The sequence below is a fragment of the Streptomyces sp. ASQP_92 genome (assembly GCF_025399895.1).
Taxonomy (GTDB): domain Bacteria; phylum Actinomycetota; class Actinomycetes; order Streptomycetales; family Streptomycetaceae; genus Streptomyces.
Genome location: NZ_JAODUA010000003.1, coordinates 570,764 through 591,794, shown reverse-complemented (window position 1 = coordinate 591,794; position 21,031 = coordinate 570,764). Strand labels below are relative to the sequence as shown.

Below are 21,031 nucleotides of genomic sequence, written 5' to 3'. Positions count from 1 at the left end.
TCAGGAGCCCATTTCCGTGGCGATGAAGTCGGCGAGCGTCCGCACGCTGGTGAAGTGCGCCATCTCCAGGGAATCCGTGTCGAACTCGATGTCCAGCGCCTCCTCCAGTCGCATCAGCATCTCGAACACGCCCGTCGAGTCGAGCCCGAGCTCGTCGAACAGCCGTGATTCCTCGGTGAGTTGGGGCAGCTCGTAGTCGAGTACCTCCGAGAGCGCGGCGGAGATCGCGTCGACGATCACGTCGCGGTCGGTGGCGGTCAGTCCGGCCATGGCGGTGGTCCTTTCGAAGGGGGCAGGGGGGCAGGAGGCTGAGGGTCGTGCGGTGGCGGGGCCGGTCAGTGGGTGGCGGCCCGGCGGAACGCCGCCGCGGCCGGCAGGCGCTGCTTGCGCAACAGGTCGTCGGGCCGGTCCGCCTCGCGGATCAGATGCGCCCGGCCGTCCGCGACGAGCACCTCGGCGGGGTAGCCGTGGCTGAGGAAGTGCACGGGCGACGCGGTCGGACCGTAGGCGCCGGAGCGCTCCACGCCGAGCAGGTCCCCGGGCCGCAGCGGCGGCAGCTGGACCTTCTTGGCCAGCGTGTCGTTGGGGGTGCACAGCGGGCCCGTCACGTTCCAGGCCTCCGTCGGCTCGGGCCCCGTACCGTCGAGGCTGCCGCTGAGCAGGCGCAGGGGGAAGTTCCGCTTCACGAAGGAGCCGATGCCGACGGCCGCCATGTGGTGGTGGGTGCCGCCGTCGGTGACGGCGAACCGCTCGCCGAGCGAGGTCTTCACATAGCGCACCCGCACGACGTACGTACCGGACTCGGCGGTCAGATAGCGGCCGAGCTCCATCACGAGGCGGGTGCCGGGGTGGGCGTCCGCGAACCGTGCGATCACCGGGTTGAGTTCGGCGGCCAGGGCGGTCAGGTCGAGGTCGTGTTCGCCGTCGAAGTAGGCGACGCCGAGGCCGCCGCCGATGTCCACGAGGTCCAGTGCGAAGCCGAGCGCGGCCGACAGGCGCTGCGCGAGCTCGAAGATCTGCTCCGTGTTGCGCACGATGGTGGCCTCGGTGAGGATCCGGGTGCCCATGTAGACCTGGATGCCCCTGATGTGTACGTACTCATAGCGCTCCACCAGGCCCTGTTCCGCCAGGAGTTGGGCCTCGTCCATGCCGAACTGGCGGGGCTTGCCGCCCATGGTGAGCCCCGAGCCCTTGATGGAGAAGGCGGGGTTGACGCGCAGCACGACCGGGGCGCGGGTCCCGCGCTCGCGGGCCAGCTCGTCGATCCAGGCCAGCTCCTGGAGCGACTCGCACACGATCGCGGCGATGTTCTCGTCGAGACAGGCGGCCAGCTCGGCGCGGCTCTTGCCGGGGCCGAGGAAGAGGATGTCCTCGGGGGCGACGCCCGCGCGGCGCGCGGTGAGCAGCTCCGTCATCGAGGACACCTCGGCGCGCGCGCCGTGCGCGTGCAGCAGGGCGCACACCGCGATGTTGGGGTTGGCCTTGAGGGAGTAGAAGATCTGGAGCCGTTCGTCGAACGCCTCGCGCAGCGCGCGCATCCGGCCCGCGAGCGCGTCCCCGTCGTACACGAACAGCGGGGTGCCGTAGGTCCGGGCGAGTTCGGCGACGGGGATGCCCTGCACGGTGGCCGGGCCCTCCTGCACATCGGGTCCCGTGGTGATGGTCATGCGACGGTGTCCCTTCCGGCCGCGAGGCGGGCGGCTATCCGCGTGTCCAGGGCTTCGACGGCGTCGTCCGAGTCCGCCACGAGCACTCCGTAGAGGCGCCCCGCGACGGGTCCTTCGGGCGTCCGGCCGTCGGCGGGGAAGCCCGCGTTGACGGTGGCGTAGTTGTTCACGAGCAGGCCCGTGCCGCGCGCGCGGTCGAAGAGGAGCCCGTCCAGGAGCCGGTGCGCGGCCGCGAACGGAAGGGGCTCGGCCAGCCGCAGCGGGTAGTGGCGGGCGACGGCGATCTGCCGCTCGGCGACGAACTGCTCCTGGAGCCGCACCTGGTACGTGGACATGTTGTTGCGGGCGTTGATCTCCACGACCGGGTAGAGCGCGCCGTCGGGGTCGATCATGGCGTCCACGCCGACGACGCCGAAGTAGCCGTCGGAGGCCAGCCGTTTGCCGAGCCGTTCCGCGGTGTCGCGCACCACGTCGAGCTGGGCGCCGGTGAGCCGGGCGGGCATCCGGTGGCCCTTGTGCACGCCGCCCTCGGTGAGCTGTTCCTTCACGAAGTCGAAGTGCGTGGTGCCGTCGCGGGCGACGGTGAACTGGTAGTTCAGATCGCCTTGTTTGGCGACCCACTCCTCGACGACGAAGCTGACCGCGTCATGGCCCGTGCGCTCGGCCTGGCGGGTGACCATCGAGAGGATCCGCTCCCCGCGCCGCCTGCTCTCCAGGACGGCGATGCCCTTGCCGGAGACGCCGAACGCCTCCTTCACCACATACCGGCGCTGCTCGTCACCGGCGGCGGCCTCGAAGGCGGCGCCCAGTTCGGCGAGGGTGCGGCAGGCCCAGCCGCGGGGCTGGCGCAGTCCGAGTTCGTCGGCGACGCGGCGGCTGTAGACCTTGCTGTTGACCGCCTTGCAGGTGACGGCGTCGGGGGCGGCGACGGACAGTCCGGTCGCCGCGGCCAGCAGCTCCTCCTGCGCGGAGACGCCGTGGGCGGCGATGCGGCAGCCGCCGACGGCCAGGCCCGAGAGGGCGGCGAGCAGCGCCGGGTCGGCGAGCGCGTCCTCGGTCACCGTGCGGGCCGGGTCCTGCGCGCCGGCCACATGGAGGTGCGGAAGCCGCACCCCGAGGTCCGCGAGGAAGGCGAGGTGGTCGTCGTCGGGACGGGACTTGAGGACCACGTGGTCGACCGCGTCACCGAGCAGCAGCGCGAACTCGTCCATGTGGTTGACCACCGCGTCGGCCGCCGGGGCCGACAGGCGGGGCAGCGTGTGCTCGCCGCGCGCCCACTGCTGTTCCACCTCGAAGTTGCCGAGGAAGACCAGGGGGGTCTCGGGTGTCCCGGTGAGCGCCGTCGCGAGGCGTTCGCGGAAGCCGGGCCAAGTGCCGGTCATGTGCCGTCCTCTCGGGGTCTGGGGCTCGCGGGCGGTGGGCCGCGCGAGGCTCGGTGCCGTCGCTTTCAGTGCTGGAGAACCATCGCCGCGAAGGACTGGCCGAGGCCCGCGGAGGTCATCACATAGGTGGCTCCGGGCCGCAGCAGGCCCAGTTCACGGGCGGACTGGTAGTTGATGAACGGGTCCGCGCAGAAGCAGTGGCCCGTCCGCGCGATGTTGTCCAGGAAGATGCGGTCGGCGGGGATGCCCAGTTCCTTGGCGGCGACCGTCCACGAGACGCGGTTGACGTTGTGCGGCAGGACGAGGTCGACGTCGGCGATGGTGAGCCCGGCGTCGGCGAGGGCGCTGTGCACGACGTCGGACATGACGTCCTGGTAGATGCGCTTGGCCTCCCTGGCGCCCTCGGGGTCCAGGTCGATGACGCCGTCCTCGCGGCCGACGATGCGCGCGTGGTATCCGAGCACCCGGTCGCGGGGCCCGTCGGCGCCGACCAGTACGGCCGTCATGCCCTCGCCCATGATGGAGACGTCGGCGACCCACTGCGAGAACGGGGTGAAGGTCTTGTCCCCGGCCAGCACCAGGGCCAGCGCGTCGGGGTCGCCGTCGGCGGCCAGCAGGGTGCCGGCCACGTCGACGGCGAGCAGGCCGGTCGCACAGCCGTGGTCGGCCACCGAGAAGACGTTCGCGTTGCGCAGTCCGAGCACCTCGCGCACCTGCTGCAAGGGGCTGACCGGGTAGGGCGCCGTGGTCCGCAGGCCCTTGGCCCGGATCACATGGCGCACCCGGTCCTCCCGGCCGGCCAGCGCGTCCAGCTTGCCGATCGCCGCGAGCAGCATCTCGGCCTCGGACTGGTCGGGGGCCTGGCAGATCCGGTCGAGGCCGTAGAGCCGGGTGAACCTGCGTACCTGCTGGTCGTCGAGGCCCAGCGGTTCGCGCAGGTCGGCCACGGAGATGGTGGGCGGCAGGTAACTCGACACCGCTTCCAGTGAGGTCATGCGCCGGGCCCTCCTTGAGTGGTTTGCAGCCACTCAAGACTCGCCGGGCCCGCTGACGAGCGGCTGACGCGCAGCTGATCCGTCCGGGCATGCCGATGTCCCAACCCGCCGTGCGGTCACGGGGGTTGGGACCCGGTCGGTGGTTCAGGAGCCCGGTGGTTCAGGAGCTTTTGACGCTGACGTCCCCGCTGCCGGTCTTCAGCCCGATCTCGTACTTGCCCGAGGGGTCGTTGGGGACCTTGATGTCCTTGTCGCCGTTGCCCGTCTTGACGGTCACCTTGTAGCTGGCCGGCGGCACGGTGAGGCTGACGTCGCCGCTGCCCGCGGTCACCTGGACGTTCTGCGGGGCGCTGGGGGTGAGGTGGATGTCGCCGGAGCCGGTGCGGGTGTCGATGCCGCCGCCCGCGAGGCCCCGTCCGGAGATCTCGCCGTTGGTGGTCTTCACCTTCACGGCGCCGCTGATGTCCTCCAGCGTGATGTCGCCGGAGGACGCCGACACGTTCACCGCGCCCACCTTGTGCAGGCTGACCTCCCCGGAGGAGACGTCGCCGCTGACGGGGATCCCGGCGGGCACCTGCACGGTGTACTTCACCGAGCAGGAGCCGGAGCAGCCGCCCAGGATGAGGACGCCGTCCTCGATGCGGTGGGTGGCGCCGGACGGCTTGGTGTCGCCGTTGTTGTACTGGACCTTGCGGTGTAAGGACGCCGAGCCGCCGTCGGTGCCGTTCACGGTGACACCGCCCGACCCGTTCTCCAGGCGCACGGCGGTGATCTTCCCGGAGAGCGCGCTGTCGTCCTCGAAGGACTGCTGGTTGATGGAGCCGCACGCGGTCAGCGCGCCGGCCGCGATGCCGATCGAGGTGAGAATGCCCAGGGCGCGGAGCTGCTGACGCATGAAATGTCTCCCAGTTCTGGAGAAGCGGCTTGAAGCCGTGCGGGCATGTCGCCCGCTCGGGCGTGGGGAAAACCGTGGCCCGGTTCGACCCGGGATCTCGCGTGTCACGACGCTAACGCAGAGTGTCGGAACACGAACATGGGGCAGACCCCCGGATACCCCCTGAGGACTGCCCCCCGTCCGAACTCACCGCCGTACGACGGTCGTACATCCGGTCACCCGCAGCCTCCCGCGTGTCCGTCGTCGACGGATCTCGCCCCGAGCCCGACCGCCCCCGCGGGTTCCGGCAGACCGCGGGGGGTGAGCTCGCGCTCCCGCAGGTGGAGGACGAAGTCCGGCAGCCGGTCGAGCCCCCAGAAGCGGCTGAAGCCGTGCACGAAGAAGGGCACGCCGAACACCCCGTCCGCGCAGACGTCCAGCAGCAGGCGAACCCCTTCCGCCCGCAGCGCCGGGTCGTCGCTCGCACCGGCCAACTCGGCCGGATCCAGACCCAGTTGGGATCCGATGTCGGCGATGACCGCCCGGTCGCAGATGTCGCGGCCCTCCTCCCAGCGCGCGCGGTAGGCGGCGGCGACATACTGCGGGCCGCGTCCCGCACGCCGCGCGACGAGGTAGGCCAGATGCGGGATCTCCCACACCGGTTCGCGGTCGACCGGCCAACTGAGCGCGATACCACGGGACTTGGCGAGGCGATTGACGTCCTGGAGCACATAGAGGTGCTTGGCGCGGGACATGGGGGTGTACGGGAAGGTGCCGCCGGCCTCGGTCAGCAGGCGTTCGCTGATCGCGTCCGGCTCGAAGAAGGGCCGCCACTCGACGGCGTCCGCCACGTCCGGGTGATGGTTCGTCAGATCACGGTAGGCGAGCCAGGAGTAGGGGCTGCGCAGCGAGAAGTAGAACCTCGGGGTCTTCCGGTCGGCGCCCACCTCAGATCACCAGGCCCCCGTCGACCCCGAACACCTGGCCCGTGATGTACGAGGCCCGCTCCGACACCAGGAAGGACACCAGGTCGGCAACCTCCTCGGGCCGGCCGAAGCGGCCCAGCGGGATGCGTTCGGCGAGCTTGTCGCCGCTGTCCTCGCCCAGCGCCGCCGTCATGTCGGTCTCGATGAAGCCCGGGGCCACCGCGTTGACGCGGATGCCGCGCGGCGCGACCTCCTTGGCCAGGGCCTTGGAGAAGCCGATGATCCCGGCCTTGGACGCCGAGTAGTTGGTCTGGGTGGCGTTGCCGTACACCCCGGCGACCGAGGACATCGTGACCACGGTGCCGGCCCGCCGCTTCAGCATCCCGAAGACCGCGGCCCGGCAGATGTGGTAGGTCCCGTCGAGGTTGACGCGCAGCACGTCCTGCCACGCCTGGTCGTTCAGCATGATCAGCGGGTTGTCCCGGACGATGCCGGCCGAGGAGACCAGAGCGTGGATCGGCCCGAGGACGCGCTCGGTCTCGCGGACGAACTCCTGGGCCTGGGCCCCGTCGGCCACGTCCACGCGACGGGCGAAGACGGTCGCGCCCGCCTCCTCGGCCTCCTTGGCGACGGTCCGGGCCTCCTCGTCGCGCGAGCGGTAGCAGAACGCCACGGCGAAGCCGTCGGCGGCGAGCCGGCGCACCACGCTGCGACCGATCCCCCGGGAGCCCCCGGTGACCAGTGCGACGCGGGGTTTCTCTGCGGACATCATGACCTCTCGTCGATTGTCTTCACGGGCTCGCGAGGACGGCGGCCCCGGCGAGCGACTCCAGCTCCTCGGCCGGGCGCAGCGCGAACGTGAGCTGTTCGACCTCCAGGACCAGCCGGCCGTCCACGGAGCTGGAGCCCCGGGTGACGACGGTGTCCCCGAGGTCGCGGACCAGCGTGACCTCGTGCACGAGGACCGACCCCGGGTAGACGGGCCCCAGGACCCTGGCGTCGCGCACCCCGGCGCCGAGCGTGACCTGCCCGGTCCGCACATCGGGGTTGGGCCGCTCCCAGCACGCGAGCAGCAGCGCGGCCTGGGCCCAGGACTCCAGCATCATGCTCGCCGGGTAGGCGTACTCCTGCGCGGCCCCCTGGGCCAGGCCCCGGTAGGCGGGTTCGGCGACGCTGACCGCCTTGTACGCGGTGAGCCGCTTCCCCGGTTCCACCTCCCCGAGCCGGTCCACGAGCAGCGCCGGGTGGCGGTGCGGGATGACGGAGGTGATGCGGAATTCGGGGTTCACTCGTCCTCCTGGTCGGGGCGGTCCTGCGGGAAGTGCAGGGCGATGCGGGCGGCGGGCCGGGCGTCCGCGCTGACGGATGCGGTGGCCCGCACCCCGTGGTCGCCGCGTTCGATCCGGGCCTCGATGACGAGTTCCTCGCCCGGCCGCACCGGGCTCAGAAAGCGTGCCTTCTTGAGCACGAACCCCCCTCCCCCGCCGACTCCGTGGGCGGACACCAGGTCGTGGACGTACTGCACCAGGGCGAAGCCCGGCACCAGCGGGAAGCCGGGGCAGTGGCCCTGGAGGAAGGGGGCGCCGTGGGCCACGGTGACGCTGCCGCGCACCGTCTCCTCGGCGGGGAGCGGAGCGGTGGGGCCACTGGGGCGCGACGGCTCCAACTCGGCGATGCTGAGCGCCTCTTCGAGCATCATGGTCGTGTCCTCCTCATCCGCCCAGCAGGGCGCAGCCGACGGTGCCGTCCCGGTCGATGCCGGTGACCAGGGCCGTCGTTCCGGGCGGCAGCCCGCCCTCTTCGGCGAGTGCCAGTACCGCCGCCGTCTGGAACGCGGTGGCCGCCGCCGAGGTGTCCCCGAGCAGCGGACGGCAGCGGATCCTGCGGGGGTCGGCGCCCGACGGCAGGGCGCGCAGGACGGCGTCCTCCTCGCCGTCGGCGCCGAGCGGCGCGACGAGACGCACGCTCGCCGCATCGATCCCGGCGTCGTCCAGGACGGCGCGTACACAGGTGGTGAGGGCCTCGGCCGCGGCCTCGGGCCGGTGGTAGGCGCGGAAGCGGGTGCCCAGGAGCCGGGCGAGGGGGGTGCGGCCCGCGGCCGTGGCGCTCGCGGCCGGCTCCAGGAGCCAGACCACGGAGCCCTCGCCGAGCGGGGGCCGCTCGCCGCCGTCGGCGGCGTGCCACTCGAGCCAGGCGCGCTGCGTCGAGTACTCCTCGGCCGCCCCGCACAGGACCCGGTCGCAGTGGCCACCCCGGTGGAGGCGGGCGGCGTAGCCGAGGGCGAGCAGGCCGGTCAGCCAGCCGCCCGCGACGGTGGTGTTGGGGCCCTTGATGCCGTGCCAGATGGCGCTCTGGCCGGCCATCCGGTTCATCACGGTGTTGGGGAAGCGCGCCGGGTCCACGAGGTAGGGGCGCTCCCCGGTCAGCGAGTCCCGGGTGAAGTCCATGATGCTCTGGACGCTGCCGTGGCCGGTGCCGAGCACCAGGGCGAGCCGTTCGGGGTGCTCGACGACGTCGGGCCCGCACTCCTGGAGGAGCTGCCCGTACGCCGACACGGCGAGCGCGGTCAGCCGGTCCATCGTCCGGGTGCCCTTCTTGCCGAGCGCGCCCGCGGCGGTGAACTCCGGTACCAGAGCGCCCTGTTGATAGGGACCCGGGTACTCGGTGGCGTCGAGCGCGGCCGGCGCGCTCCGGTCGGCGGCGAGGCCGGTGCGGAAGGCCGCACGTCCCGTGCCGTAGGGCGAGAGCGCGGACCACGCGGAGAAGACGAGCTCACCGGCGGGTGCGGGCCGGGCCGCGAGACCCGGGTCGTCGAGGGTGGCCGCGCCGGTCATGCCGTGGTCCCGCGGCCCGATGTCTGCCCCGGCTTCCCGTTCAGCGCGTTGAGCAGCCGGTCGTCGAAGTTGACCAGGCTCCAGTCGCGGCGGTTCTCGATCACGGCCCAGCCGTGGGTGATGCGGCCGGTGGTGGTGGGCACGAGGACGCCGTCGCGCAGGACGTAGGTGTCCATGCGGGCGGTGTAGGTGAAGCGCTTGAAGACGTTCTCGACGGTGAAGACGGTGTAGAGCGTCTCCTCCATCCGGGCCTCGTCCAGGACGGTGATCCGCGAGTGCGGGACGACCGGGATCCAGTCCTGCTCGTCGAGCAGGGTCTTGATGGAGACACCGCGGTCGGCCAGGAACAGGTCGACGACCTCCTCCATCTGCCGCAGATAGCCCGACATCTGTACCCGCTCGGTGAAGTGGCAGTAGAAGTACGGCATCCGCCAGGCCCAGCCGAAGGCGTTGCGGCCCTCGGTGAGCTGCTCCAGGGGGTCCGCGCCCGGCCGCAGCGCGATGGGCTCGGCGCCCGCGCCGAGGCGGTCCACGACCGCGCCCTCGAGGGCGGCGGGCGGCTGCTCCGCCGCGTGGCCGCGCGGGTCGAACCGGAACTGCACGGCGACCTTGGACACGACGGCCCGCTGGGTCTCGCCGTCGCGCCGCACCGTCATCTCGACCGTGAGCCGCATCCCGTCGCCCTTGTCCGGCGCGGGGGCGACGACGGCGCTCGCCACGTCGTCGATGTGGAACGCGGTGAGGATCTTGGTGTCGATGTCCGTGATGTCGACGCCCAGGCCGTAGCGCTCGTACAACTGCCCGGCGAGGAAGCCGTGTTGACGCAGGTGGTCGTAGACGGCCTCCTCCACCATGTAGTTGACGTGCTTGAAGCCGATCCAGGTGCAGATGTTGGACCCCTCGTAGCGGGGCCGTATCTCCACGCGGGTGGTGCCGTCCGTCGCGGCGGTGCTGACGCTCATGGCTTCTCCAGGAGGGAAACGGGGGCTGCGGCGGCGTGCCGCGCCGGGCAGGGGTCGGCGGCGAGGAAGTCGCACACCAGGCGGGTGACGCGGTCGGCGGCCTCCACCATCGGGAAGTGGCCGCAGTCGTCGAGGAGTTCGAACCGGGCGCCGGGTACGGCGCCGGCCAGCGCGCGGCCGTCCTCGGCACGGGCCGCGATGTCCTTCTCCCCGGACAGGACGAGCAGCTCGGTGCGGACCGCGTTGAGGTCGAGGAAGGGGGTGCGCAGATACGACTCGAAGAACCGCATCCAGCCGTAGGGGCCGATCTGGTCGCGTAGCCGGCGGGCCATCCAGTCCCGGTGGGCCTGGGCGAACCGGCCGGTCTCCCCGACCGCGAGCGCCTCCTCGAAGACGCGGTGGAAGTCGTTGAGGTAGTAGGAGATCACCGACCAGTCGAAGTCCTGGGGGCTCGACCGGTAGAAGGGGCTGATCAGTACGGTGCGGCGGGGCGCGAGGTGCCCGGCCGCGAGGGCCTCGGTGAGCAGGTTGGCGGCGTAGGAGTGGGCGACGACCGCGTCGTACCCCTCGCCGACCAGGTCCCGGAGGCAGCGGCCCGGCTCGGGCAGCGCGCCCCAGCCGTCGCCGCCGTTCATGGCCCGCCAGGGCAGCGCCGCGTCCCACAGCTCCAGGTGCCGGTCCGCGCGGGCCGCCAGCGGGTCCCAGACGGAGGGCTTGCCGCCGAGGCCGTGCAGCAGTAGGACCCTGAGCGGCTCGCCGGACTCGGCGGGCCTGCGCAGCCGGGCGGTGATCCGGCTCATGCGACCGGCTCCCCCTCGTATCTGCCGAGGATGACCACCGCGTTGTTCCCGGCGAAGGCCAGCGCGTTGTTCTGCACGATGCGCACATCGGCCGGGCGGGCCCGGTTGGGTACGGGGTCGAGCGCGCACTCGGGGTCGGTCGCGTGGTGGTTGATGGTGGGCGGGATGAAACCCTCGGTGATGGCCAGCGCGCAGGCCGCCGAGGCGAGCGCGCTGGCGGCGCCCATGGTGTGGCCGAGCATGGACTTGATGGAGATGGTGGGCGGCGGCTCGGCGAACACCTGGCGGATGGCTCCGGCCTCGGTGACGTCGTTGGCCTTGGTGCCGGTGCCGTGCGCCGAGATGAAGTCGATGTCCTCGGGCTTCACTCCGGCGTTGCGGTGCGCCAGTTCGATACAGGCGGCGAGGCTGTCCTGGTCCGGGGCGACCGGGTGGTGGGCGTCGCAGTTGAGGCCGTAGCCGAGCACCTCGGCGTAGATGCGGGCGCCGCGCGCCAGGGCGGACTCCAGGCTCTCCATGAACAGGATGCCCGCCCCCTCGCCGGTGAGGATGCCCTTGCGGTCCACGTCGAAGGGCTGGCACACCTCGGGAGCGATGGTGCCCAGGCGGTAGAACCCGGTGAACGTCTTGCGGCACACCGCGTCGGCCCCGCCCGCCAGGGCGATGTCCACCTCGCCGGAGCGGATCGCGTCGAAGCCGGATCCGATGGCGTAGTTGCCGGCGGCGCAGGCGGTCGGAATGGTGACCGCCTCCACGTCCTCCAGCTCCAGCTCCCGTACGACGCTGCTGGACAGCAGTCCCGCGGTCGAGCGCCGGGCGGCGACGGGGTCCAAGTTCTCCGGTCCGTCCCAGAGTTGACGTTCCATCAGGACGTCGAGGTCGTGCGATTCGCCGTCGGTGGTTCCCACCGACACCAGGACGCGGCGGGCGCGCAGGGCTGCCGGCTCCATGTGCGCGTCGTCCACGGCCATTCTGGCCGCCGCGACACAGAACTGGCTGGCCCTGCCGAGCTCGCCCGGATCGATGTGCTCGATCCACCGCGCCGCGTCGAAGCCCTCGATCTCGCATCCGTTGGCGTGCGCGTATCCGGTGGTGTCGAACGAGGTGATCGGCTTGACGCCGCTCCGGCCGGTCCTGAGCCCGGCCAGGAACTCGGCCGGCCCGGTGCCGATGCTGGTGACCGTGCCCAGGCCCGTGACCACGACCCGGTGTGGCTGCCGGCGCTCACTGCTCACCGGTGTCTCCTCTCTGTCGGCATCCGAGCGGCCGGGCCTACTTGGACAGGCTTTCCCTGACCACGTCGACGACGCCGTCCAGGTTGACCATGCGGACCAGTTCGGCCTGGTCGATCTCGATCTGGAAGGTGCGCTCCAGGGACGAGAGGATCTCGATCGCCCCGAGCGAGTCCGCGTTGTGGTCCTCCTTGAACAGGCTCGTGTCCGTGACCTCGGCGGGCTCGATCTCCAGGATCTCGCAGACGATGTCGCGGATCTGAGCGCGCTGTTCGTCGGTGATGGCAACCGTGCTGGGCATTGCGCCTCCCATGGGAATGCGGTGGTGGGGTACCGGGTGGATGTCGAGAAGTCTTGTCGTGGGCGCTGACGCGAACCTGACGGAAGGCTGACTCCCGGCACCGGTCGGCGACGCCCTCTGAGCCGCGTCGAAGCGAGCGCGGACCACGCCCGCGCCCCCGACTCGCCCACCGGTGACCGGCGTTGTTCAGGCCTGACCGAAACACCTGGTCCCGGGCGCCGGGGGGCGTCATCGTGGGCGCCCGGGCGCCCACGCGTCACCCGGGCCGGCGCGGCCTCACCCGAAAGTGGATTCCTCGTCACCACCGTCAACCTGTTCATGGGCGACGGCGTCAGTGTGGTCGGGTACGCGGCGACGATCGCCGCACCGGACACCCGGAGCACCCAACTAGCGCCCTTCATACGAGAGTTGACCCATTACGGCGTCTCCTCGAAGCGGCGCCGGCGGCCCTCTCGACCCGCAGTACTCACCCCGACCAGGGAGTCGATCTGATGAACCGCACAGGGCCGCACGGCCCGGACGACGTCGTCGTGCTGAGCGAGGTCCGCCGCGCCTACGGCACCGAACGCGCCCGCACCGTCGCCCTCGACGGCGTCTCGGTCGCCTTCCGCCGGGGCACCTTCACTGCCGTGATGGGCCCCTCCGGCTCCGGCAAGACCACGCTGCTCCAGTGCGCGGCGGGCCTGGACCGGCCGACGTCCGGCACGGTCACCCTCGACGGCCTCGACCTGTCCGGGCTCGGCGAACGCGCGCTCACCAAACTGCGCCGCGAGCGCATCGGCTTCATCTTCCAGGCCTTCAACCTGCTGCCCGCGCTCACCGTCGAGGACAACGTGACCCTGCCGCTGCGGTTGGCAGGGCGCAAACCCGCGCGCGGGGCGGTCGCCCACGCCCTGGAGCGGGTGGGTCTCGCCGACCGGATGCGGCACCGGCCCGGCGAGCTCTCCGGCGGCCAGCAGCAGCGCGTCGCCATCGCCCGCGCCCTGATCACCGACCCCGCCGTCATCTTCGGCGACGAGCCCACCGGCGCCCTGGACACCCGCACGGCGCTCGAAGTGCTGCGGCTGCTGCGCTCGGCCGTGCGCGACGGCGGCCAGACGGCCATCGTGGTCACCCACGACCCGGTGGCCGCCTCCCACGCCGACCGCGTGGTCTTCCTCGCCGACGGCCTGGTCGTCGACGAGCTGTACGGCGCGTCCGCCGACACGATCGCCGAACGCATGACCCACCTGGGCGCCTGGGGCGACCTGCCCGACGCCGGCACCCGCTCGCTCAAGGGAGCCCTGTGATGTTCCACCTGGCTCTGCGCACCCTCGGCTTCCGCAAGGGCGGCTTCCTCGCCTCCTTCATCGCCCTGTTCTTCGGCGCACTGATCCTCGCGGCCTGCGGCGGCCTCATGGAGACCGGGGTACGTGCCGACGTGCCGCCCCAGCGGTTCGCCGCCGCGCCCGTCGTGGTCGCGCGCGGCCAGTCCTACGACGGCGACCTGGTCCTGGCCTACGACCGTCTCGACGCCTCGCTCGTCGCGCGGATCGCGGCCGCGCCCGGCGTCCGGCGGGCGCTGGGCGATGTGTCGTTCCCGGCCACCGCGCTCGACGAGGGCCGGGGCACGGACCCGGGCGCCGAACTCGGCGGGCACGGCTGGTCCTCCGCCGTGCTCGCGGGCGCGCCCCTCGCGCAGGGCACCGAGCCGCGCGCGGCCGGCCAGGCCGCCCTGGACACGCGGCTCGCCACCCGGCTCGGCGTGGGCGTCGGCGACCGGCTGCGGATGATGGTCTCCGGGGCGTCGGTGTCCGTGCAGGTGAGCGGCCTGGTGCGCCCCGCGACCGGGACCGACACCGCCCTGTACGTCACCGACGCCCAGGCAGAGCAGTTGCGCGGCGCCCCGGGACGGGTGGACGCCATCACGGTGCTGCCCCAACCGGCCGTCAGCGCCGAGGAGTTGAAGCACAACCTGGCTCCGGTGCTGCGCAGCCTGGACGCCACGGCGGTGACCGGGGAGGCCCGGGGCACCGTCGAGTTCCCCGACTCCGAGGGCGGGGCGTCCCCGCTGATCTCGATGTCCGCGGTGTTCGGCGGGATCGCCGCCATGGTCGCCGTGTTCGTCGTGGGCTCCACCCTGGCCGTCCTCATCCAGCAGCGGATGCGGGAAATGGCCCTGCTGCGGGCGATCGGCGCGCTGCCCGGACAGATCCGCCGCATGGTGGTGGGCGAGACCTTGGTCGTCGGGCTCGGCGCGACCTTGCTCGCCCTCGTTCCGGGGCGGGCGGCGGGCGAGTTGATGATGCGTCAGCTCGCCGCGGCCGGTGTGGTGGACGACGCCATCGTCTACCGGGCCGGATGGATCCCGCTGGCGACCGCCGCCGGTACGGCGCTGCTCGCGGCGGTGGCCGCCGCCTTCATCGCCTCCCGCCGGGCCGCGCTCGCCCCGCCCACGGCCGCCCTGACCGAATCCGCGCTGGGGAGCCGCTGGCTGAGCGCGCCCCGGCTGGTGTGCGCGCTGCTCTGCTTCGGCGGGGCCGCGGCGCTCGCGTTCGTCACCGCCACCGTCATGGACGGCTCGGTCGCCTCCAGCACCGCGGGGCCCGCCGCCATGCTGTGGACCGGGGGCGTCGCGCTGATCGCCCCCGGCCTGACCCGGGTGCTGCTCGCCGTGCTGCGCCCGCCGCTGCGGCTGCTTCCGGGCCTGGCCGGCCGGCTCGCCTCGGACAACGCCCGTGCCCGCAGGATCCGTACGGCCGGCGCGGTCACCCCCGTGGTCCTGGCCACCGGGCTCGCCACCGCGCTGATCTACCTCCAGCTCAGTGCGGACGCCGGCGGCGGGGGCGAGGCGACCAGCGCGTGGATCAACTATCTGCTCGCCGGAACCATCATCGGCTATGCGGTGATCTCCCTGGTCAACACCCTGGTGGTGGCCGCCGCCGAACGGCGCGCCGAGTTCGCGCTGCAACGCCTCGTCGGCGCGACGCCGGGCCAGATCCTGCGCATGGTGACCGTCGAGGCGCTCCTCGTCGCGGTCATGGGCATCGCTCTCGGCTCGTTCGTCGCCCTCGCCACGCTCGTGCCGTTCAGCCTCGCCCTGGACGGCTCGTGGCTGCCGGGCGGAGGCCTCGTGGTCTACGGCGCGATCGTGGGGTGTGTCGCCGCGCTGACCCTGCTGGCCACCCTGCTCCCCGCCCGCCTCGCCCTGCGCATCCGGCCCGCCGAGGTCCTGGCGATGCCGTGACCGCGCCGGGCGGGCCTCAGACGGCGTCGGCGGCGGCCTCGGACAGGAACGGCCTCAACTCCGCGAAAGATTCCGGATGTTGGGCGATCCACGCCCAGTAGCGCGGGATCGTACGGGCGTACTCGCAGTAGTAGCGGCGCACCGTGTCCACCAGGCTGCGCAGGGTGCCGCGGGCGAGCGAGTCGGTGCGCCACACCAGCAGCATCTCGGTGCTCGCGGTGCCGCTCAACGGCACGAGCGCGACCTCCTTGGTCGCTCCGGTCGGCGTGGTCAGGGCGGCCGCGCCGGCGTCCCGTACCCAGTTCATCGCCTCGTGGTGGCCGTCCACGTAGTGCAGGACCTCGGGGTCGGCGTGGTCGAACTTGGCGAACAGGTGCTTCTCGATGGGGTGGAACCAGTGGTCGCGGGCGTAGCGGACCCAGGTGAGGCCGGCCAGGTCGGCCACGCCCACCCCGACCCGGTCGGCCAGCGGATGGCCGCGCGGAACGGCGAGCCAGACCGGCTCGCGCACGATGACGGTCTTGGCCAGGGCCGGTTCCAGCACATCGGCCGGCGCCACCAGCGCCATGCTGGGCACCAGGGCCGCGTTCAGGGCGCCGCCGCGTACCGCCGCCACGGCCGCCGCGGGCGCGAGGGTCTCGCTGCGTACCTCGCCGACGGGCAGCGCCTCCTGGAGCACCATGCGCAGCGACGGCGGCGTCCACTCGGCGTTCCCGAACCGGAACACCTCGGAGGAGAACGCGCTGGCCTCGGCGATCACCAGATCGGCCTGGTGGACGAGGTCGGCGAGGAGCGGCAGCAGCCGTTCCCCGCGGGAGGTGGGGAGCACGCCCGAGCGGCTGCGGACGAAGAGCTCGCCGCCGATCGCCTTTTCTATCCGATGTAATTGCGCGGTAAGGCTCGACTGCGGAAGATTCAATTCCACAGCGGCCTTGGATATGCTCCCCGCGCAGTCGATGGCCATGACGATTCTGGCATGACGTAACTCGACGTTCACTTATCCCCCGTTCGCGACCGACACCCGCGGACGTCCATCCGGGGACAGGCCCGGACCGACCGCACGCTAACAGGACGCACAGGTTCAGTCCATATCGTCGTCAGGCGAGGGCGTGGGCCGCCGGACGGCGTCGGGGGAATGCAGCGGAAATCGGTCAGCCGATGGCCGTAACGGCGTGGGCCAGCACGCAGCGCGGTTCGCCGAGCGTTTCGTCCTGGCGGAGAATCGCCTCATAGGCGCGGTGCAGCGCCCGCCCCGGTTCGAGCCCGAGATCCACGGCGAGCCGACGGCGTGCGCCGTGGAAGATCTCCAGCGCCTCGGCCTGCCGGCCGTCCCGGTACAGGGCGAGCATCAACAGCTCGCTCAGCCGCTCCCGGCCGGAGTGCTCGACGGCCAGTTGCCGCAGTTCGGAGACGGGCACCCGGGCCGCGTCCACGGAGAGCTTGGCCGCGGTGAGGTCCTCGTAGGCGGTGATGCGGCGCTCTTCGAGATGGTCGGCCTGGATCCGGCAGCGCATCCCGTCCCGGGCGTCCATCAGCGCGGGCCCGCGCCACAGTCCCAGCGCGGACTCCAGGGTGACGATGGCCCGGTGCGGGTCCCGGTCGACCAGTTCGGCTCCGGTCTCCGCCAGCGCCAGGAAGCGGTGCGCGTCCACGCTCGCGACCGGCACGTCGAGGAGATACCCGCTGCTGACGGTGTGCAGCGGCTCGGTCGTGCCGGTGACCGACTGAAGGAGTTTGCGCAGTCTTCGCACATTGGCTTGAAGTGCGTTGCGGGCGTTCGCCATCGGCTGCTCGGCCCACAGCTCGTCGACCATCCGGTCCGAGCTCACCGGCACCCCGGGAGAGAGAGCGAGCATCGTGAGCACCACGCTCGCCCGCTTCGAGGACATCGTGTAGCGCTTGCTTCCGTGCGCGAGGTAAAGCGGACCGAGAACGTTGATTTCCATAGCAGGACCCCCATGTCAACTCGCGGACTTCGCACATGATGCCCAGGTGTATTCGGCCGGGGGAAATACCATCTCGCCGCGAATGCGAGCGCCATCAGTATGGCTTCGTGTCATCGCTCATCAAGCGGCTCATGCGTCCGACAAGTGCCAGGGGTGACGGCCGCTGTTTCCCCCAGATATCCGTCCTGCCCCCTTTCGGTCCCCTTTCGCTCGTACGGTCCGTGCGGCCCGCGACCCCCGGGAAGCGCAGGGCCGGGACGGCCGGCCCCGGCCCGCCGGCGGCTGGACGCGCCCGGGGAGCCGCTCCCCGCCACGGCTCCGCCGGGCTCGGGCCATACCAAAGGGCCCCGAATTGCCGTGCGCGGCTGGCGAGTTCACAGAAAGCGCTTAAGATCCTGGCGACGACGCGGTGGTGGGGGTGTTGGACGTCGCTCGGCGACCGCGTCCTGTCGCTCGGGATCCTGCCGCACGGTGTCGGCCGGCCGCCGCCCGGCTGTCAGCTTCGCGTCAGCGATCCCCGCGAGCATGAGGGCTCGGGCCGTACGGCCCCCGTCTTCCCACGACTCGGATACCGGAGTTGGCGACGTGTCGAACCCCTTTGACGATCAGGACGGATCCTTTCCCGTAGTGGTGAACGGCGCCGGCCGGCCCTCGCTGTGGCCCGCGTTCGCGCCGTGTCCCGACGGCCGGCAGGTCGCGCTCGGCGCGGGGCCGCGCGACGCCGCCCTCGCCTTCGCCGGGGAGCGGTGGCGCGACCCGCGCCCGCGCGAGGCCGTCGCCGCACCGGTCTTCTGAGCACTCCCCGGTTCGCCCGCACCCGCGGGATGCGCCCGGTCTCCATCGCGCCCGGCGACGCACGACGACGTCTTGGTGACGCTCACCGGCCAGCCGGTCGGCCCGACCGTTCCTTTCGCGAACGAGCTCATTAACGGGGGCAGTTATGCAGAGAATCCACTTCACCGCCGCCGATATAGCCAAGACCCGGCTGAGGACGACCGCCGGGCCGCTGATCGAGACGGCCTTCGCCTACGGGCTGCTCGGCCGGGGCGTCACACCCGCCTACGCCCGCTGGCGCAAACAGGTCGCCACCCGGCTGCCGGCCTGGCCGAGGTTACGTTCGGGCGGGCTCGGCGTCGGCGGCGACCCCGAGGTGCTGTTGCGGCTCATCGAGCAGAGCGGAACCGAGGACCGCGCCCCGCAGGACACACCCCAACAGGACGCGCTGGCCGCCCAGTTGTCGGCCTACCGGGAGGCCGCCGGCCTCTCGGAGGTGTGGCAGGCGGCGATCGCACCGTACTGGGACCACATCGAGGCGTATCTGGAGGTCGAGTGCGAGGCGCGCGGCCGGGTGGTGATGGCGGGCGGGGTCGGTTCACTGCTCGCCACGCTGCACCCGAGGATCACCTGGCGCTCGCAGATCCTGGAGATCCCGGGCGGGCCCGACGAGGACATCTACCTCGACCGGCGCGGCCTCGCGCTCACCCCGTCCGTCTTCCTCAACCACCGCCCGGCGCAGCTCACGGGCGGCCGGAGCGAGGGCGGTGAACTGGTGCTCGCCTTCGCCGCGCCGCCGGACGCCCAGCGGGCGGCGAGCCTGTGGGACGCGCCCGACGACGACGCGCAGTCGCTCGGCGCGCTGGTCGGCCAGACCCGCGCCGCCGCGCTGCGGGTGCTGCGGGCCACCTGCACGACCAGCCAGCTGGCACACCGGCTCGGCATCTCGGCGGCGGGCGCGAGCCAGCACACCACGGTGCTGCGCCAGACCGGCCTGATCACCACCCGCCGCATCCGCAACACCGTCCTGCACACGGTGACCCCGCTGGGGCTCGCCCTGCTCGACGGGCTCCCCATGCGCTCCGCGCCGGACCGGCCCTCTTCGGGCGCCACCGTCCCCGAGGCGTGGCGCCACACCCTGGACGGCATCCCCCGCCCGGTCGTGCAGCACGCCTCCTGAGGGGTCCGCGCCTCCGAGTCACCTCTACGGTTTTGAGTCACCCACACGCGAAGGTCCGGCCCCGGCGGGGTCGGACCTCTTGTCGCTGTGCGATCGGTGGCGGCCCGGTTCAGAGCCGCGACCAGGAGCGGAACTGCCGCAGCCCGTACAACAGCGGCGGCAGGGCGTGCCGTTGGGTGATCAGCCGGGCCTCGCCGAAGACGGTGACGTGGTCGCCGGTGCGGTGCAGGGCGCTCACATCGCAGTCGGCGACGGTGTGCGCGTCCTGGACCAGATGGGGTCCGCCCGAGTCCGCGCCCTGCTCCCAAGGCACCAGATGGAAGCGTTCCGGGTTGCCCGAGGCGAACAACTCGGCCGTCCCCCGGGCCCCTTCGTGCAGCAGGTTCACCGCGAAGGTGCCCCGCTCCAGGATCGCCTCCAGGGTGGGGCTGCCGTGGCGCAGGCACACCAGGAGCGTCGGCGGCTTCAGCGTGACACTGCACACCGAGGAGCAGGTCATGCCGCGCGGCGCCCCGTCGTGGCCGGTGGTGGTGACCACGCCCACGCCGGTGGGGAAGCCGCTCATCATCGCGCGGAAGTGGTCGGGCGTGGTCCGGTCGGCCACCGCTTCGACATGGACGGTGTGTTCGGTCATCGGACCCTGCTTTCTGTGGCTACGGCGTACGTCGCGGTCGTGGGGCGGCGCTCTGTCCGGTCGAGGAGAGTGAGGAGCGGTCCCGTCATGGCCGTCGTCGTCAGCGCCATGACGATCAGGGCGAGGACGATCGGGCCGGTCAGGATCCCTGAGCTCAACCCGGCCTGGAGCACGATGAGTTCGGTGAGCCCGCGGGTGTTCATCAGAACGGCGACCCTGCGTGCCGTCGCGGGGGGCCGGCCGCTGCGGCGGGCCCCCAGATATCCGCCGAGCCCCTTGCCGACGCAGCCAAGGACGACGGCCGCGGCGATCAGGCGCCAGGAAGTGTCGGCGAACGAGCCGGTGAGCACGGTGACCCCGGTGACCACGAAGAAGGCGGGCGCCAGCGCGCCGCCCGCCCGCGAGACGGTGGTGACCGCGCGTTCCCAGGGCGCGTCCGTGCCCCGGGGAACCGCCAGGCCGACCAGGGCGGCGCCGAGGACGGCCGTCATGCCGAGGTGTTCCATGGCGAGCGCGACCGCGAGGGCCACCGCGCCGAGGAGCACCGCCGCGGCGCGCGGCAGCTTGACGCAGGCGCTGCGGGCGGCCCGGGTCCGCAGCCCGTAACGGACGGCCAGCGCGCACACCGCGCCGAAGGCGAGCGCCCGCACCGAGTGGAGCACCCCGTCGAGGCTTCCCGCGCCGAGGCTGATGGCGAGGGTGAGCAGCAGCCAGCCGACCGCGTCGATGACGAGGGCCGCGGCCAGCGCCGTCTGCCCCGCCGCCGACCGGGTCATGCCCCGGTCGGCGAGGATCCGGGCCATGACGGGGACGGCCGTGATGGACATCGACACCGCGACCATCAGCACGAAGGCGGGCAGCGGGGCGTCGCCGCGTGCGGCGGTGTCGCCGGTGGCCAGCACCAGACCGGCAAGGAGCAGTCCCGTCACGAGCGGCGGGACCAGCGCTCCGGTCGCCACCCACAGCGTGCCGCCGCGCCGGGGGCCGGCGGGGTCGGCCCCCAGGGTGTGGGCGAGGCCGACCAGGAACAGGACGAGACCGGCCTGCGCGATCAGCTTGACCACGCCGAACACGGGCCCCGGCAGGGCCGCGTCCAGGGTGTCGCGGCCGAACAGGGCGATCACGACGGGCCCGGACAGCAGGCCCACCACGATCTCCCCGATGACCACGGGCTGACGCAGCACCCGGGCGAGGGACCGGCCCGTCAGCGCGATGAGCAGGATGGCGGCGAGCGCCGCCAGGACGTGGGCGACGCGTGGCGCGTCGCCGAGGAGCCTGAGCGATTCCATGACGCGGTC

At 72.3% G+C, this 21,031-nt stretch carries 22 protein-coding genes; 4 read left to right on the top strand and 18 right to left on the bottom strand.

What is annotated here, in order from left to right; translation table 11 throughout:
* The 14 genes from N4G70_RS12180 to N4G70_RS12115 all read right to left on the bottom strand — a co-directional run bounded on the left by N4G70_RS12180 (position 1) and on the right by N4G70_RS12115 (position 11,973).
* A complete protein-coding gene (locus tag N4G70_RS12180; protein WP_261712563.1) occupies positions 1 to 270 on the bottom strand; it encodes an acyl carrier protein in 270 nt (89 codons plus the stop codon).
* 65 nt (positions 271 to 335) lie between these two features.
* On the bottom strand, positions 336 to 1,667 hold the full coding sequence (locus tag N4G70_RS12175; protein ID WP_261712562.1) for a type III PLP-dependent enzyme: 1,332 nt from the start codon (positions 1,665 to 1,667) through the stop codon (positions 336 to 338).
* Positions 1,664 to 3,049, bottom strand: coding sequence for an ATP-grasp domain-containing protein (locus N4G70_RS12170; RefSeq protein WP_261712561.1), 1,386 nt, complete (start codon positions 3,047 to 3,049; stop codon positions 1,664 to 1,666). Before N4G70_RS12170 ends, N4G70_RS12175 begins: the two co-directional genes overlap by 4 nt.
* Before the next feature lie 65 nt (positions 3,050 to 3,114).
* Positions 3,115 to 4,044, bottom strand: a complete 930-nt coding sequence (locus N4G70_RS12165) for a 3-oxoacyl-[acyl-carrier-protein] synthase III C-terminal domain-containing protein (RefSeq protein ID WP_261712560.1) — start codon at positions 4,042 to 4,044, stop codon at positions 3,115 to 3,117.
* A 160-nt stretch (positions 4,045 to 4,204) separates the two neighbouring features.
* On the bottom strand, positions 4,205 to 4,939 hold the full coding sequence (locus N4G70_RS12160; protein WP_261712559.1) for a DUF4097 domain-containing protein: 735 nt from the start codon (positions 4,937 to 4,939) through the stop codon (positions 4,205 to 4,207).
* A gap of 215 nt (positions 4,940 to 5,154) precedes the next feature.
* On the bottom strand, positions 5,155 to 5,865 hold the full coding sequence (locus tag N4G70_RS12155; RefSeq protein WP_261712558.1) for a 2-hydroxychromene-2-carboxylate isomerase: 711 nt from the start codon (positions 5,863 to 5,865) through the stop codon (positions 5,155 to 5,157).
* 1 nt (position 5,866) lies between these two features.
* A complete protein-coding gene (gene fabG / locus N4G70_RS12150) occupies positions 5,867 to 6,613 on the bottom strand; it encodes a 3-oxoacyl-[acyl-carrier-protein] reductase (RefSeq protein WP_261712606.1) in 747 nt (248 codons plus the stop codon).
* 22 nt (positions 6,614 to 6,635) lie between these two features.
* Positions 6,636 to 7,133 (bottom strand): 3-hydroxyacyl-ACP dehydratase FabZ family protein, encoded by a 498-nt coding sequence (locus tag N4G70_RS12145; RefSeq protein ID WP_261712557.1) that lies wholly within the window; start codon positions 7,131 to 7,133, stop codon positions 6,636 to 6,638.
* On the bottom strand, positions 7,130 to 7,543 hold the full coding sequence (locus N4G70_RS12140) for a hypothetical protein (protein ID WP_261712556.1): 414 nt from the start codon (positions 7,541 to 7,543) through the stop codon (positions 7,130 to 7,132). The genes N4G70_RS12145 and N4G70_RS12140 overlap by 4 nt, the downstream gene beginning before the upstream one ends.
* A gap of 13 nt (positions 7,544 to 7,556) precedes the next feature.
* On the bottom strand, positions 7,557 to 8,678 hold the full coding sequence (locus N4G70_RS12135) for a beta-ketoacyl synthase N-terminal-like domain-containing protein (RefSeq protein ID WP_261712555.1): 1,122 nt from the start codon (positions 8,676 to 8,678) through the stop codon (positions 7,557 to 7,559).
* Positions 8,675 to 9,640 (bottom strand): hypothetical protein, encoded by a 966-nt coding sequence (locus N4G70_RS12130; protein ID WP_261712554.1) that lies wholly within the window; start codon positions 9,638 to 9,640, stop codon positions 8,675 to 8,677. Before N4G70_RS12130 ends, N4G70_RS12135 begins: the two co-directional genes overlap by 4 nt.
* Positions 9,637 to 10,440 carry an alpha/beta fold hydrolase gene (locus N4G70_RS12125; RefSeq protein WP_261712553.1) on the bottom strand — a complete coding sequence of 268 codons (804 nt, stop codon included), beginning with the start codon at positions 10,438 to 10,440 and terminating at the stop codon, positions 9,637 to 9,639. Before N4G70_RS12125 ends, N4G70_RS12130 begins: the two co-directional genes overlap by 4 nt.
* Positions 10,437 to 11,675 carry a beta-ketoacyl synthase gene (locus N4G70_RS12120; RefSeq protein ID WP_261712552.1) on the bottom strand — a complete coding sequence of 413 codons (1,239 nt, stop codon included), beginning with the start codon at positions 11,673 to 11,675 and terminating at the stop codon, positions 10,437 to 10,439. Before N4G70_RS12120 ends, N4G70_RS12125 begins: the two co-directional genes overlap by 4 nt.
* 37 nt (positions 11,676 to 11,712) lie before the next feature.
* Complete coding sequence (locus tag N4G70_RS12115; protein WP_120721618.1) at positions 11,713 to 11,973, bottom strand: acyl carrier protein; 261 nt, start codon at positions 11,971 to 11,973, stop codon at positions 11,713 to 11,715.
* Positions 11,974 to 12,464: 491 nt separating this feature from the next.
* On the opposite strand from N4G70_RS12115, the gene N4G70_RS12110 reads away from it, so the two are divergent.
* On the top strand, positions 12,465 to 13,262 hold the full coding sequence (locus tag N4G70_RS12110) for an ABC transporter ATP-binding protein (protein WP_261712551.1): 798 nt from the start codon (positions 12,465 to 12,467) through the stop codon (positions 13,260 to 13,262).
* Positions 13,262 to 15,199, top strand: a complete 1,938-nt coding sequence (locus tag N4G70_RS12105; protein WP_261712550.1) for an FtsX-like permease family protein — start codon at positions 13,262 to 13,264, stop codon at positions 15,197 to 15,199. Before N4G70_RS12110 ends, N4G70_RS12105 begins: the two co-directional genes overlap by 1 nt.
* Positions 15,200 to 15,215: 16 nt before the next feature.
* Here the strand turns inward: N4G70_RS12105 and N4G70_RS12100 are convergent, their stop codons facing one another.
* Positions 15,216 to 16,196 (bottom strand): LysR family transcriptional regulator, encoded by a 981-nt coding sequence (locus N4G70_RS12100; RefSeq protein ID WP_261712549.1) that lies wholly within the window; start codon positions 16,194 to 16,196, stop codon positions 15,216 to 15,218.
* 154 nt (positions 16,197 to 16,350) lie between these two features.
* On the bottom strand, positions 16,351 to 17,145 hold the full coding sequence (locus N4G70_RS12095; protein WP_261712548.1) for an AfsR/SARP family transcriptional regulator: 795 nt from the start codon (positions 17,143 to 17,145) through the stop codon (positions 16,351 to 16,353).
* A 585-nt stretch (positions 17,146 to 17,730) separates the two neighbouring features.
* Between N4G70_RS12095 and N4G70_RS12090 the strand changes: the two genes are divergently transcribed.
* Positions 17,731 to 17,940 carry an MbtH family protein gene (locus N4G70_RS12090; protein ID WP_261712547.1) on the top strand — a complete coding sequence of 70 codons (210 nt, stop codon included), beginning with the start codon at positions 17,731 to 17,733 and terminating at the stop codon, positions 17,938 to 17,940.
* Positions 17,941 to 18,085: 145 nt separating this feature from the next.
* Positions 18,086 to 19,099, top strand: coding sequence for a helix-turn-helix transcriptional regulator (locus tag N4G70_RS12085; protein ID WP_261712546.1), 1,014 nt, complete (start codon positions 18,086 to 18,088; stop codon positions 19,097 to 19,099).
* Between the two features lie 109 nt (positions 19,100 to 19,208).
* Here the strand turns inward: N4G70_RS12085 and N4G70_RS12080 are convergent, their stop codons facing one another.
* Positions 19,209 to 19,733, bottom strand: a complete 525-nt coding sequence (locus N4G70_RS12080) for a flavin reductase family protein (protein ID WP_261712545.1) — start codon at positions 19,731 to 19,733, stop codon at positions 19,209 to 19,211.
* On the bottom strand, positions 19,730 to 21,022 hold the full coding sequence (locus tag N4G70_RS12075; RefSeq protein WP_261712544.1) for a cation:proton antiporter: 1,293 nt from the start codon (positions 21,020 to 21,022) through the stop codon (positions 19,730 to 19,732). The genes N4G70_RS12080 and N4G70_RS12075 overlap by 4 nt, the downstream gene beginning before the upstream one ends.
* Positions 21,023 to 21,031 lie beyond the last annotated feature (9 nt).

Coding starts and splice junctions, on each gene's coding strand:
- N4G70_RS12165 (WP_261712560.1), bottom strand. CDS start 4,044: ATGACCTCACTGGAAGCGGTGTCGAGTTACCTGCCGCCCACCATCTCC.
- N4G70_RS12110 (WP_261712551.1), top strand. CDS start 12,465: ATGAACCGCACAGGGCCGCACGGCCCGGACGACGTCGTCGTGCTGAGC.
- N4G70_RS12105 (WP_261712550.1), top strand. CDS start 13,262: ATGTTCCACCTGGCTCTGCGCACCCTCGGCTTCCGCAAGGGCGGCTTC.
- N4G70_RS12085 (WP_261712546.1), top strand. CDS start 18,086: ATGCAGAGAATCCACTTCACCGCCGCCGATATAGCCAAGACCCGGCTG.
- N4G70_RS12075 (WP_261712544.1), bottom strand. CDS start 21,022: ATGGAATCGCTCAGGCTCCTCGGCGACGCGCCACGCGTCGCCCACGTC.
- N4G70_RS12135 (WP_261712555.1), bottom strand. CDS start 8,678: ATGACCGGCGCGGCCACCCTCGACGACCCGGGTCTCGCGGCCCGGCCC.
- N4G70_RS12130 (WP_261712554.1), bottom strand. CDS start 9,640: ATGAGCGTCAGCACCGCCGCGACGGACGGCACCACCCGCGTGGAGATA.
- N4G70_RS12175 (WP_261712562.1), bottom strand. CDS start 1,667: ATGACCATCACCACGGGACCCGATGTGCAGGAGGGCCCGGCCACCGTG.
- N4G70_RS12170 (WP_261712561.1), bottom strand. CDS start 3,049: ATGACCGGCACTTGGCCCGGCTTCCGCGAACGCCTCGCGACGGCGCTC.
- N4G70_RS12115 (WP_120721618.1), bottom strand. CDS start 11,973: ATGCCCAGCACGGTTGCCATCACCGACGAACAGCGCGCTCAGATCCGC.
- N4G70_RS12140 (WP_261712556.1), bottom strand. CDS start 7,543: ATGATGCTCGAAGAGGCGCTCAGCATCGCCGAGTTGGAGCCGTCGCGC.
- N4G70_RS12160 (WP_261712559.1), bottom strand. CDS start 4,939: ATGCGTCAGCAGCTCCGCGCCCTGGGCATTCTCACCTCGATCGGCATC.
- N4G70_RS12125 (WP_261712553.1), bottom strand. CDS start 10,440: ATGAGCCGGATCACCGCCCGGCTGCGCAGGCCCGCCGAGTCCGGCGAG.
- N4G70_RS12095 (WP_261712548.1), bottom strand. CDS start 17,145: ATGGAAATCAACGTTCTCGGTCCGCTTTACCTCGCGCACGGAAGCAAG.
- N4G70_RS12080 (WP_261712545.1), bottom strand. CDS start 19,733: ATGACCGAACACACCGTCCATGTCGAAGCGGTGGCCGACCGGACCACG.
- fabG (WP_261712606.1), bottom strand. CDS start 6,613: ATGTCCGCAGAGAAACCCCGCGTCGCACTGGTCACCGGGGGCTCCCGG.
- N4G70_RS12180 (WP_261712563.1), bottom strand. CDS start 270: ATGGCCGGACTGACCGCCACCGACCGCGACGTGATCGTCGACGCGATC.